This window comes from Streptomyces pactum, assembly GCF_002005225.1.
GTDB classification, from domain to species: Bacteria; Actinomycetota; Actinomycetes; order Streptomycetales; family Streptomycetaceae; genus Streptomyces; species Streptomyces pactum_A.
In genome coordinates this window covers 8,407,121-8,421,325 of sequence record NZ_CP019724.1, presented here as the reverse complement: position 1 = coordinate 8,421,325, position 14,205 = coordinate 8,407,121, and the positions used below count along the sequence as shown (strand labels likewise).

General features: G+C 73.2%; 2 protein-coding genes (1 of these 2 running past the window's edge). Both read right to left on the bottom strand.

Going from position 1 to position 14,205, the window contains the following annotated elements:
• On the bottom strand, window positions 1–223 hold the beginning of the coding sequence (locus B1H29_RS36505) for a non-ribosomal peptide synthetase (protein ID WP_079159915.1). It extends 17,741 nt beyond the left edge of the window; only the first 223 of its 17,964 coding nucleotides appear in the window; the start codon lies at window positions 221–223; the stop codon falls past the left edge of the window.
• Window positions 223–14,205 (bottom strand): non-ribosomal peptide synthetase, encoded by a 13,983-nt coding sequence (locus B1H29_RS36500; protein ID WP_055422256.1) that lies wholly within the window; start codon window positions 14,203–14,205, stop codon window positions 223–225. Before B1H29_RS36500 ends, B1H29_RS36505 begins: the two co-directional genes overlap by 1 nt.

Sequence of the window (14,205 nt, the reverse complement as noted above, 5' to 3'; positions counted from 1 at the left end):
TGCCCTCGCGTCGGCTGACGAAGCCGGCCCGAAGATTCGGGTGGCGGGTCAGCACCTGCTCCGCGGCGCGGCGTAGCCGGTCGGGACGCACGGCCCCGTCGAGTCCGAGGACCAACTGCACGACGTAGGGGTCGGCCTGCCCGCCGTCCAGCAGTGAGTGGAACAGCAGCCCCTCTTGCAGCGGTGACAGCGGTAGGACGTCGGCCAGCCCGGAACGAGCCATCAGATACTCCAATCCTCTTCGAGCAGGTCCAGTTCGTCCTGGCTGAGCGAGACCAGGGGAAGGTCGGACGGGGTGCGGGCGGCGTTCCCGTCGATGCGGGCGCCGGCGCACAGCGCGGCCAGCGCCTGCTCCCACAGCTCGGCCAAGGCCGTCACCTCGGCCTCGGTGAGCAGCCCGCGTGCCCACCCCCACGTGACCGTGAACTCTGCCGCGCTGCCGCGGTCGCGGCAGACGACCGTCAGTTCCAGGGGGTGCGGCAGCGGCATGCGCGGATCGGCGGCGGGCACGGCCACAGGGTCGGGAACCGGCTGCCAGTCCGACTCGCCGGAGACGGTGAACCGGCCCAGGTAGTTGAAGCCGATCTCGGCCGTGGGCCACGCTGTCGGTTCGCCGTCACCGTCCGGCTGCGCGCAGTAGCGCAGCAGGCCGTACCCTGCGCCGCCGTCCGGGCACTCGCGGAGCTGTTGCTTCACCCGGCGCGCGGCGCGCGCCACGCTCGCGCCGCCGGTCCGGAAGTCCTGGGCGGGCACGTTGCCGGGTTCCAGCCGTACGGGGTGCATGCGCGTGAACCAGCCGACCGTACGGGACAGATCGGTATCGCCTCGTTCACCCACCAGGTCCCGGCCGTGGCTCTCGACGTCCACCAGCACGCCGTCGCCGGGGCCGTGCCGGGCGCTGCGCCAGCGTCCGGCCGCGAGCGCCAGCGCGGTCAGCAGGACGTCGTCCGCACGCAGCCCCAGCTCCACGCAGACCTCCCCCAGGATCCGGTCGGTCACCTGCTCGGGCACTGTGCGGCGCAACTGTCCGAGGTCGGCGAAGGTGTGCCGTCGCGGAGACCGCCCGGCATCGCCGAGGACCGCGGTGCTCTCGGTGCGGCGCCACCAAGGCGTCTGCCGGCGGAGCGCCGGGTCGGCCGCGGCGTCCGCCAGGCCCCGGGCCCAGCCGCGGAACGACGCCGGCACCGGTGCGAGCCGCGGTGCGTGCCCGGCTTCCAGGGCCCGGTAGGCCGAGGCCAGGTCGGGCAGCAGGATGCGCCAGGACACTCCGTCCACGACGAGGTGGTGGATCACCAGGAGCAGCCGTCCGGGGCGGTGCGCGCCCGCGTCGAGCCAGACCGCACGGAGCATCACACCTGCCCACGGGTCGAGTCGATGCGCGGCCTCGGCGCCGGCTTCGGCGCCGGCGGCGGCCGTTCCCCTCCCGTCCAGCCCTGCCACGTCCACCCGGTGCACCAGCCCGGCGGCCGGGCAGGTACCGGGCTCGGGCACCTCGAGGGACCAGTCCGGCCGGAGCCGGGCCCGCAGCATGTCGTGCGTGTCGAGCAGGGCCTGGAGGGCGTCGACCAGCCTCGCACGGTCGAGTCCGGCGGGCACCCGCAGGGTCACGGATTGATTGAACGCTGCGACGGGACCGCCGAGTTCACGTAGCCAGTGCATGATCGGGGTGGCCGGGAGGGTGCCGACTCCCGGCTCGGCCTGATGCTCGCCGTCCTCCGTGGCCCGTCTGGCGACCAGGGCCAGTTCGGCCACCGTCTGATGGGTGAAGACGTCCCGCACGCTGAGCAGCAGCCCGGCGGCCCGCACCTGGCTCACCAGTTGGATGAACAGGATGCTGTCCCCGCCGAGGTCGAAGAAGTTGTCGTCGACGCCGACTTCTTGAAGGCCGAGCAGCTCGGCGACCACCCGGCACAGCAGTTCCTCACGCTCGTCGTGCGGCGGACGCGAGCCACCGACGCCGGTGACCGGGGCGGGCGCGGGAAGCGCGCCGTGGTCGACCTTGCCGTTGCGGGTCAGGGGGAGATCCGCCAACTCCACGAACGCGGCGGGCACCATGTACGGCGGCAGCAGCTCGGCCAGTCGCGACCGAACCACGTCGAGGGACAGCGCCGGTCCCTCGGATTCCGGGACCAGGTAGCCGACGAGCACGGACTTTCCGGGTCTGGTCTCGCGTTGCGCCACCGCGGATCGCGCGACACCGGGGCAGCTCGCCAGCGCGGCCTCGATCTCGCCGGCCTCGACCCGGTGGCCGCGGACCTTCATCTGCTGGTCGGCGCGGCCGAGGAACTCCAGTGCGCCGTCCGGACGGTGTCTGACCAGGTCGCCCGTGCGGTACATCCGCTCGCCGGCCGGGCCGAAGGGGGACGCCACGAACTGCGCCGCCGACAGACCGGGGCTCCCCAGGTATCCGCGGGCGAGCCCGGTTCCGGCGACGTACAGCTCGCCGACCACGCCCACGGGGACCGGCCGCAGCCGTCCATCGAGCACGTAGCACCGGGTGTTGTCGAGCGGCCGGCCGATGGGGACGCGGCCGTCCGGCCCGGTTCCTGTCACGGCGTGCTGCGTCACGGCGAACGTCGTCTCCGTCGGACCGTAGCTGTTGGTCACGGCGGTACCGGGCGCGGCGGCCAGCACCCGGGCGGTCGGCTCGGGCGACATGCTCTCGCCGCCGGTCCACACCTCCTTCAGCCCCCGGAAGCAGTCCGGGTCGGCGGCGGCCAGGGCTTGGTAGACGGCGGCGGACAGCGCCACTCCGGTGACGGCGTGCCGGGCGACCGCCTCGGCCAGCAGGTGCGGCTGGGGATGGCGCGTCCACGGGGCGACCACGGTGGTTCCCCCGGTGAGCAACGGCGCCCACAGCTCGAAAGTGGAGGGGTCGAACGCGATGGAGGTGTGCAACAGCGTCCGTGCTGCCGTCCCGGTGGACCACCACCGGTCGCGGGCCAGCCCGACCACCGACGCGTCACTGATCGCCACGCCCTTCGGCGTGCCCGTGGAGCCGGAGGTGTGCATGACGTAGGCGAGTTGCGCCGGGTGGCGCGGCCGGCGCCGTCGCGGGGCGCCGGCCGGCTGGTGGTCGTCGGCGAACACCACCGGCAGCCCCAGTGCGTCCAGGGCGGCGTGGTCACGCAGCCGGGACCGGGTCAGCACCACGAGTGCTTCGGTCTGCCCGGCCACCGCACGCATCCGGGCGGGCGAGTCGCCGGGGTCGACCGGAACGTACGCGCCGCCCGCCTTCAGCACGGCCAGTGCCGAAACCGGCAGGTCCAGACAGTGGCCCAGCAGCAGCAGCACGCGGGATTCGGTGGTCACGCCCAGCTCGGCGAGGCGGTCCGCGAGCCGCTCGGCGCGCTCGTCCAGCTCGCGGTAGGTCAGCGTGATGTCGCCGTCGACCACGGCCGGTGCTTCGGGGGCACCGGCGAGCCGCGCCGCGAAGGCGTCGGTGACGGCTTCGGCCGGGAGATCGTGCCGGGTGTCGTTCCACCGGCGAAGGACCAGCTCCCGGTCGTCCGGGCCGAGCAGCTCGACGTCGGCCACGGAGGTCTCGGGCTCGGCGACCACGGCGCGCAGCAGCCGCCGCACCATGGCGACGAGCCGCTCGGCCGTGCCGCGGTCGAAGAGGTCGGTCGCGTACTGCAGGGCGCCCCGGCAGCCCGCGGCGTGCGCTTCGGCCACGAACCCGAACGCGAGGTCCACCTTGGCGGCGGTGGCGTCGGGAAGCGTCCGGGTCACGGCGAGGTCGCCGAGATCCGGCCGGCTGTCCGGCGTGTGCTCCACCGTCACCATCACCTGGAACAGCGGGTGGCGGGCCAACGACCGCGCCGGGTTGAGCGCCTCGACGACGTGCTCGAACGGCACGTCCTGGTGACTGAACGCGGCCAGGTCGGCCGCCCGGGTCCGCCGCAACAGTTCGGCGAACGAAGGGGCTCCCGCCGTGGACACCCGCAGTACCACGGTGTTGACGAAGAAGCCGACCAGGTCCTCCAGGGCCTCGTCGTCCCGGCCGGCGACGGGCGTACCGATCGGCACGTCGTCCCCGGCGCCCAGCCGGGTCAACAGGGCCGTCACCGCGGCCTGCACGACCATGAAGGTGCTGACCCCGCACCGGCGGGCCAGTGCCGTGACCCCGTCCCACACCTCGGCGTCCAGCTCGAACGGCACCACTGCGGCGACCATGCTCGGTACCGCCGGACGCGGCCGGTCCACCGGGAGCGCCACCTCGTCGGGCAGGCCGGCCAGCGCGGACGTCCAGAACTCCACGCCCCGGTCGGCGGCACCGGTGTCGAGCAGTTCCCGCTGCCACAGCGCGTAGTCGGCGTAGCGCACCGGCAGCGGTCGCCAGTGCGGGGCCTGCCCCCGGCACCGCGCTCGGTAGGCCAGATCCAGGTCGCGCAGCAGCGGGCCGAACGACAGACCGTCCACAGCGACGTGATGCAGCACCAGCAGCAGGTGCCAGCTTTGGGGCATGCCCCGCAGCAGCCACACCCGCAGCGGGGGTTGGGCCGTCAGGTCGAAGACGTGCCGCTGGGCCTGTTCGATCGCCGCGGCCAGCTCGTCGGCCCCCGCCCCGGTCTCGTCGACCACCGTCGGTGGCAGCCGCGGGGACGGCGGCAGCACGTGCAGCCACGGTTCGCCGTTGTCGCCGGGCAGGACGGTGCGCAGCGGCTCATGGCGCTCGACCAGGTCGGCCAGCGCCGCCCTCAGCGCCGGGACCTGCACGTCTCCCTCCAGACAGAGCAGCAGCGGGACGTTGTAGGTGTGGTCGTCGGGGTTCATCCGGCTGAGGAACCACAGTCGGCGCTGCGCCGGCGACAGCGGCACCCGGGCGGGGTGCTCGCTCGGGCGCAGCGCCGGGCGGGTGCCGCGGCCGTAGCCGTCCAGCAGTCGCGCCAGCCGTCGGGCCGTCGGGTGCTCGAAGACCGACCGGACCGGCACCTCCCGGCCGAGCGCCGACCGGATCGCGTTGACCAGCCGCATCACCGACAGTGAGTGGCCGCCGAGGTCGAAGAAGCCGTCGTCGGGCCCGACGTCCTCGGCGCCCAGCACCGCGCCGAACAGGCCGCAGATGATCTCCTCGACCGCACCGTGCGGGGCGCTGCCGCTGCCGCGCGCCTGCAGTTGCGGCAGGGCACGGCGGTCCGCCTTTCCGCTGGCGGTCATCGGCAGTTCGTCCAGTGTCACGAAGTGCGAGGGCACCAGGTAGCCCGGCAGCTTCCGCTCGGCCCAGGCGCGCAGCTCGGCCGCGGTCACCGGGGACGACGTGGTGAGAAAGGCCGCGAGCTCGTGCTCCCGGGCCACCACCACCACGTGTGAGACCGCCGGATGCCGGCCGATCACCGACTCGACCTCGCCCGGTTCCACCCGGAAGCCGCGAATCTTCACCTGGTCGTCCACCCGGCCGTGCAGCCGCAAGTGTCCCTCGGCCGTCCACTGGGCGATGTCGCCGGTGCGGTACATCCGTGCGCCCGGAGACCAGGGATCGGCCACGAAACGCTCCGCGGTCGCGCCCGGCGCCCTGAGGTATCCGCGGGCCAGCCCCGTCCCCGACACGTACAGTTCGCCCTTCACGCCCACGGGCACCGGGTTGAGCCGGGCGTCCAGAACGTAGGCGGCGGTGTTCCACGCGGGCCGCCCGATCGGGGTGTCGCCGTCCGGCAGTGGTGTCGCGGACGTCGCGGAGAACAGCACGCATCCGACGGTGGCCTCGGTCGGGCCGTACTCGTTGTGGACCGTCGTCCCCGGGATCCGGTCCAGCCAGGCGCCGGTCAGCTCGGCGGGCATCTGTTCGCCGCCGACCACCAGGTCGCAGCCGGGAGGGAACACCGACGGCTGGTCGCCGAGCGCGGCCAAGTGACTGGGTGTCATCTTCACCAGGCCGTATCCGCCTTCGGCGGCCCGGTCGGCCGTCAGCTCGCCGACCTCGATCCGGCCGCCGGACACGAGCGGCGCGAAGAGCACCGTGACGGGCATGTCGAAGGTGACGGGCGAGTGCAGCAGGGCACCGGTGCGCACTCCCGGGTACGCGTGCGCCGCCCAGGCGACGTAGTCGGCCAGGGCGCGGTGCTCGACGACGACGCCCTTGGGCCGCCCGGTGGAACCGGACGTGTAGATCACGTAGGCGGGGTACGCGCGGTGGACGGGCGGCAGTCCGCTCGGGGTCGTGGGCGCCGCGGGGATGTCCTCGTCGAGGAGGACGGCGGGCAGCGGCGTGCGACCGGCGAGCCCGGAATGGGTCACCGCCAGGAGAGGCGCCGCGTCCTCGATGACACGGGCGAGCCGATCGGCCGGGTCGTCGGGATCGAGTGGCAGGTAGGCGGCACCGGACTTCAGGACCGCCAGCACGGCCGCGACCTGGTCCACACCTCGCGGCAGGGCAATCGCCACCAGATGTTCGGGACCGGCGCCCCGGGCGAGCAGGGCGCCGGCGACGCGGTCGGACCGTGCGTCGAGTTCGCGATAGCTGAGCCGGGTACCGTCTCCGCTCACGGCGATGGCGTCGGGCGTCCGTGCCGCCTGCTGACGGAAGCCGTCGATCACGGTCGGGTACGGGACCTCGTGGCGGGTGTCGTTCCAGTGGTGCAGGAGCAGTTCACGATCGGCGGCGCCGAGCAGGTCGATGTCGGCGAGCCGGACCGCGGGATCGGCGACGACCGCGTCGAGCAGCCGTCGCAGCATCGTCACCACCCGCTCCACCGTGGCGCGTTCGAACAGACCCGCGGCGTACTCCACTGCGCCGGTCAGCCCGTCGGCGTGCTGGGTGAGGAGGAAGGACAGGTCGAACTTGGCCTGGCCCAGACCGACGAGGCGTCGGCTGACGCTGTGGCCGCCCAGGTCGTCCGGTATGTCCTGGGTGTGCTGCAGGGTCAGCATCACCTGGAACAACGGGTGCCGGGTCGGCGAGCGCTCCGGGTTGAGTGCCTCCACCACGTGCTCGAACGGCACGTCCTGGTGGGCGTAGGCCGCGAGGTCGACGGCCCGGGTCCGTTCCAGCAGGTCGGCGAACGAGGGATCATCCGCTGTCGAGACCCGCAGGACCAGCGTGTTGACGAAGAAGCCGACCAGATCGTCGAGCGCCTGCTCGTCACGGCCGGCGACCGCGGTGCCCACCGGCACGTCGTCCCCGGCACCGAGCCGGGAGAGCAGCGCGGTCACCGCGGCGTGCAGGACCATGAACACGCTCACCCCGTGGCGGCGTGCGAGATCGAGCAGCCCTTGCCACGCCTCGCCGGCCAGTGTGAAGGGCACCACGTCGCCGGAGCGGCTCGGCACGGCGACGCGCGGCCGGTCCACCGGCAGCGTCACCTCCTCCGGGACACCGGCCAGCGTCTCCTTCCAGAACTCCAGCTGCCGGGCGGACAGGCTGTCCCGGTCCTCGACGTCGCCCAGCAGCGCACGCTGCCACAGCGCGACATCGGCGTACTGCGCGGGCAGCGGTCGCCAGCCCGGGACCCGCCCCCCGAGACGGGCCCCGTAGGCGGCGTCCAGGTCGCGCAGCAGCACACCGAGGGACCAGCCGTCCACCGCGATGTGGTGCAGCACCAGCACGAGGGTGCGGGCGTCGCTGTCCGGCGCTGGCCACAAGGCTGCCCGCAGGGGCGGTTCGGCCGACAGGTCGAAGGGACGTGTGACGTACTCCCCGACCGGATCGGCCACCGGCCGACCGGGCGCGGCTTGCGATCCACCCGTCTCCACGCAGATCTCGATGTCGGCCAGAATCTGCTGGTAGGGGCCTTGTTCATCAACGGGGTAGTACGTGCGAAGCACCTCGTGCCGCCGGACCACGTCGTTCAGGGCGGCGCCCAGGGCATCGGCGTCGACCGGCCCGTGGACGTCGAGAACCACCGGCAAGTGGTAAGCGGCCGAACCGGGTTCGAGGGTCTGCAGGAACCACAGCCGCTGCTGCCCCGGCGAGAGCGGCACCCGTTGCGGGCGGGTGCCGGGCGCCAGTGCCGGCCGGGCCGGGCCGGTGTCCGCCAGTACCCCGGCCAATCCCGCCACCGTGGGATGCTCGAACACCGAGCGCACGGCCAGTTCACGTCCGAGGACCTGACGGACCCGGTTCACCAGCCGCATCACGAGCAGCGAATGGCCGCCCAGCTCGAAGAAGCCCTGGTCCGCACCGACTCCGACGACGCCCAGCACTTCGCCGAACAGGCCGCACAGCACTTCCTGCACGGCGCCCCTCGGCGCCTCGCCACCGCCTTCCCGGACGATCGCGGGCAGGGCGCGGCGATCCACCTTGCCGCTGGTCGTCAGCGCGAACTCGTCGACCACCAGCACATCCGACGGAACCATGTAGTCCGGCAGCAGTGCCGCGGCGAACTCGCGAACCTGCCGGGCATCCGGCGCTGCCCCCGGGACGGGTCTCACATAGACCGCGAGCCGCCCGTCCGCCACGGTGGCCACGGCACGGCCGACGCCCGGGCACCGGCCGACCACCGACTCGACCTCGCCCAGCTCGATCCGAAAGCCCCGGATCTTGACCTGGTCGTCCGCGCGGCCGACGAACTCCAGACCGCCGCCGACCCGCCGCTTGGCCAGGTCACCGGTCCGGTACATGCGCCCGCCGCTGCCGGACGGGTCCGCCACGAACCGCTCGGCCGTCAGGCCGGGGGCCCCCAGATAACCCCGCGCGAGTCCGGGACCGGAGACGTACATCTCGCCGACGACGCCGGGCGGCACCGGGCACAGCATGTCGTCGAGCAGCCGGACCGTGAGGTCCGGCAGCGGCACGCCGATGCCGCTCGCCCGTGCGTGCCGCACCAGCTCGGCGTCGAGCCGCTGGAAGGTGGTGTGCACGGTCGTCTCGGTGATCCCGTACATGTTGACCAGGACCGGACCTCGGTCGCCGTGCCGCTCGTACCACGGCCGGAGCAACGCGAAGTCCAGTCGCTCGCCTCCGAAGATGACCCATCGGAGGGCGGTCGGGGGCAGCGTGTCGCCCAGTGCGGCGGCGGCGCTTAGCTGGGCGAACGCGGAAGGGGTCTGGCAGAGCACGGTCGCGCCGGTCCGCGCGGCGGTGAGCAGCACGTCCCGCGGCGACCGGCTCTCCTCATGGGTGAGCACGACGAGCCTGCCGCCGTGCAGCAGCGCGCCCCAGATCTCCCAGACCGAGAAGTCGAAGGACGCCGAGTGGAACAGCAGCCAGGTGTCCTGCGGTCCGAAGTCGAACCACTTCTCGGTGGCCTGGAACAGTCGCAGGACGTTCGTGTGCGGCACCACCACCCCCTTGGGCCGACCGGTCGACCCCGAGGTGTGGATGACATAGGCGGCGCCCGCCGGATCGACCCGCGCCGCGCCCACCGGCGGACCCGGCGGCACGCTGTCCGCGGGGTCGTCGGCTGACGGGAGGTCCCGCAGGACATGGACGGGGCGGACGCCGGCGATGATCGAGTCGATCCGGCCCTTCGGATAGGCCGGATCGATCGGGACGTACGCCGCGCCGGTCTTGAGCACGGCGAGGATCGCGACGATCAGCTCGGGGGAACGGGGCAGCACGAGCGCCACGGACGTCTCGGGCCGCGCGCCGAGCCTCGCCAGCCGACGTGCCAACCGGTCGGCTCGGGCGTCGAGTTCCCCGTAGCTCAGTGTCGTGTCGCCGAAGACCACGGCGGGGCGGTCGGGGGTCCGCGCTGCGTGTTCCTGGAACACCTCGTGCAGACAGCGTGCTCGGTTTGGGGCGACCTGAGCCGACGGGCCGACCGGGGCGGGCACTTCCTCCGGCAGTCGTACGTCGATCCGGCCGACCGCGCGTTCCACGTCGGAGAGCCCCTGCTCCAGGACGGTACCGAGCCTGCGGACGAGCGCCTCGACGGTCTGCCGGTCGAAGAGATCGCTGCGGAACTCCACGACGCCGCCGACACCGGCCGGACCGGCGCCGTCGGCACGCCGCTCCCGGAAGTTGAAGGTGAGGTCGAACTTGGCGGTGTCCGGGCGGACGGTGTCCAGACCGGTGCGCAGACCGGGCAGGTCGAGCGTCGGCTCCGGCTCGGCGCTGTGCGCGATCATCACCTGGAACAGCGGGTGTCGAGCCGTCGACCGCTCCGGATTCAGCTCCTCCACCAACAGGTCGAACGGGACGTCCTGGTTGCCGAAGGCTTCGAGGTCACCGGCGCGTACCCGCGCCAGCACGTCGGCGAAGCCGTCCGTACCCGTCACCGTTGTGCGGAGCACAAGGGTGTTGACGAAGAAGCCGACCACGTCCTCCAGCGCGGGTGACCCGCGGCCCGCCACCGGAGTGCCCAGCACAATGTCGCGGCCGGCGCCGAGTCGGTGCAGCAGCACGGCCAGTGCCGCGTGCAGCACCATGAACGTGCTCGCGCCGTGCTCGCGGGCGACTCGCTCGATCGAGGCGTGCGTCTGCGCCGACAGTTCGATCGGCACCGCGCCGCCCGCCGAACCGTCCGCGGGAGACCGCGGCCGGTCGGTGGGGAGCGGGATCTCCTCGGGCGCCCCGGCGAGACGGTCCAGCCAGTACGCGAGCTGACCGTGCAGCACCCCGTCCTGATCGCCGAGTTCGCCGAGTGTCCGCCGCTGCCAGACCGCGTAGTCCGGGTAACCGACCTCCAGGACGGGCAAACCGGGTCGCGAGCCCGTCGTCCGTGCCCGGTAGGCCGTGGCGAGATCGCGGGAGAGCGGACGCAGCGAGAGCATGTCCGCAGCGATGTGGTGCAGGAGCAACAGGAGTACGTGCTCGTCGGCGGCCAGGGCATAGAGCCGCACCCGCAGCGGCGGTTCGGCGGCCAGGTCGAAGCCACGGTGGATCTCGGCTCGCAGCCGCGCGTCCAGTTCCCCCTCCGCGAGGGCCACCACCTCCATCTCGGGGGGCGATCCGGCGGGCACCGGCCATGGCTCGCCGTCGCGGTCCTCCACGGTCGTGCGCAGGGGAGCGTGCCGGGCCACCACGTCGGCGATCGCCTGCCCGAGGGCGTCCTGGTCCAGCCGTCCGGACAGCCGGACAACGAGCGGGATGTGGTAGCTGGCGTCGGCGCCGGTCAGCCGGTCGAGGAACCACAGCCGCCGTTGCGCGTACGACAGCGGAGCGTCCTCGGTGGTTGCGGTGATCCGCGGTGGTGCCGCGGGTTCGGCGGCGGTGGCGAGCAGCGCGGCGAGGCCGGCTGGGGTGGGAGCGTCGAAGACGGCGCGGACGCCGACGGCGATGCCGGTCTCCTCGCGGACGCGCGCCGCCAGTGTCGACGCGGACAGCGAATGCCCGCCGAGCGCGAAGAAGTCGTCGTCCATGCCGACCGCGGGTACGCCGAGCGCCTCGGAGAACAGAGCGCACACCTGCTTCTCGGCCCGGTCGCGCGGCGCCCGGCCACGGCCCACCGCGCGGTGCGGTGCGGGCAGCGCGTCGCGGTCCACCTTGCCGTGCGAGGTGACCGGCAGGCTCGGCAGCACGACGATCGCGTGCGGCCGCATGTGCTCAGGCAGCACGGCGCCCAACCGCTCGCGGAGCGCGTCGACGTCGACCGTGTCTCCGGCCGCGGGCACCACGTACGCCGCGATCTGCGCCGGCTGCCGGTCGCCGTCGTCGGAACGCGGCACGACGACGGCCTGCCGCACGCCGTCCGACGCCAGCAGCACGGACTCGATCTCGCCCGGTTCGACCCGGAAGCCGCGAATCTTCACCTGCTGGTCGCCGCGGCCGAGGAACTCCAGCCGGCCGTCGTCCCGCCAGCGTGCCAGGTCGCCGGTGCGGTACATGAGCCCGCCGTTGTCCGAGAACGGGTCGGCGACGAAGCGTCCGGCGGTCATGCCGGGACGGCCGAGATAGCCCCGGGCCAACCCCGGACCCGTCACGTACAACTCGCCGGTGACACCGGGCTGGACCGGTTGCAGGGCCGGGTCGAGCACCATGACGCCGGAGTCCGCGAAGGGTGTGCCGATGACCACCTGGTCGCCGAACGGGCCGGCCAGCGGATCGCTGGCGGTGCAGCACACCGTGGTCTCGGTGGGCCCGTAGGCGTTGACCATGGTGCGGCCGGGCGCCCATGCGGCCGCCAGTTGCGGCGGGCAGGACTCGCCGGCCACGACGAGCGTGGTCCGCTGCGGGATCGTGTCCTTGGGCACCGCCGCGAGGACCGCGGGCGGCACGGTGAGATGGGTGATGCCCTGCCGTGCGACGAAGTCGCCGAGGGCGGGCGGCATCAGCTCCTCGGGTATGGATGGAAGCACCAGGCTGCCGCCGGACAGCAGAGCCATGACCAGTTCCCAGAACGCGGCGTCGAAGGTGGCCGACGCGAACTGGAGCACCCGTGCCCGGTCGTCGACGTCCAGACGGCGCTGCTGGGCCCGGGCCAGCGCCGCCACGCCGCGGTGGCTCACCACCACGCCCTTGGGACGCCCGGTGGATCCGGAGGTGTAGATGATGTAGGCCGCGTTCGTCGTCTTCAGTCGCCCGGCGCGCTCGGCGTCCGTGACGTCGCCGCGGTCGGTGTCGGCCAACTGGTCGACGGTCACGGGCGCGTCCAGCAGGAGCACCGGGGCCTGCACCGTGTCGATCGCGCCCGTCAGCGAGCCGACGGTGAGCACGCACTGCGGCGCCGAGTCCGCGAGCTGGTAGGCGATCCGCTCCGGTGGATGAGCCGGATCGAGCGGCAGGTAGGCTCCGCCGGCCTGCAGCACCGCCAGCACCGCCACCACGAGATCGACGGATCGGGGCAGCGCGACGGCCACGACCGACTCCGGCCCCACGCCGCGGGCCATGAGCAGCCGGGCGAGCGCGTTGGCCCGGCCGTGCAGCTCCGCGTACCCCACACGCCGGTCGCCGACCAGGAGCGCGGGCGCCGTCCCGCGGCGCGACACGACCTCCCGGAAGAGTTCGGGGAAGGTGCTCGGCGTCGTCGGCGCGGCCGGAGTGCTTCCCCAGCCGAGCACCGTGCGCCGACGCCTCGGGCTCACGGCGGCCAGCGCGGCGACCGTCCGGCCCGGACGGTCCAGTCCCTCGGCGACCGCTACGAGCAGTTCGGTGAACGCCTCGTGGTGCCCGGCCGCCTCGTCCTCGGTGTACAGCCGCGGATCCGCCTCCAGGTCGATGTCGAACCCGCCGCCGGGCCGCCGGTAGGCGCTCACGTTCATGTCGTGGATGCGCCGTACCGACACGTTGCGGGAACTCACTACCCGCGCCGCGCCCAGTTGTCCGCCGTAGTGGAACGGGATGACGTTGACGGCCGGGCCGAGCACGGAGCGGCGCAGCCCGCGCGCCATGAGTTCCTGGCGCAGCAATTCGCCGGGGTACCGCTGGTGCGCCAGTGCGGCCTCGACCTCGGCGGCGACCTGGTCGGTCAGTTCGCGCACGGTAGTTCGCGGATGCACCGACAGGCGCAGCGGGAGCACGTTCACCATCGGGCCGGCCGCGCGCTTGGCCGTCTCGGTGACCCGGGCGGTCACCGGGAGGCTCAACACGGCGTCGGGGCGGGCGGAGTGACGGTGCACCAGCACGGCGGCAGCCGTGAACAGCAGCCGGGAGGTGCGCACCCCGTGTCGTTGGCCCGCCAGACGCAGCGCGCTCAGGGCGTGCTCGGGCAGTGACACCCGGCGTCGCAAGGGTGTGGCCCAGCCCGTCGGTGGCTCCCCCGCCAGCCGGCCGGGCTCCGGCAGGTCGGCGAACCGCTCACCCCAGTAGTGCCGGTCCTCGGCGAACCGCGCCGACTGCGTGTACCCGTGGTGGTCCTCGACGAGGGCGCGGACCGATCCGATGCGGGACTTGGGCACCGGCAGTCCGTCGGCCAGGGCGTTGTACACCTCGGTGAACCGCTCGTTGAGCAGAGCGAAACTGACGCCGTCGATGACGATGTGGTGGTAGCCCTGGTACCAGAGGTAACGCTGGTCGGCGATCCGGAAGACCGCGAAGGTGAACAGCGGGTCGTCGGCCAGGTCGACGGTCCGGGCGAGGTCTGCGTCGATCCACGCATCGGCGCCAGCCCGGGGGTCCGGGTGGTCCCGCAGGTCCGACCAGACCGGCCGGACCTGCGGGACGGCGCCGATCATCTGCCGCGGGCCCTGCGGCGTCTCGATGAACCTGGCCCGCAGCGCGTCGACGTCGGCGACCGTGCGGTGCAACGCCCGCTCGAACAGCTTACGGTCGAGCGGGCCCTCGATCTCCAGGCACTCCGCCGCTCGGTAGACCGGGGCGTCGCTGTCGATCCGGTACGACAGCCAGATGTCCTGCTGGGTCGGCGAGAGCGGCAGTCCGTCGGGCAT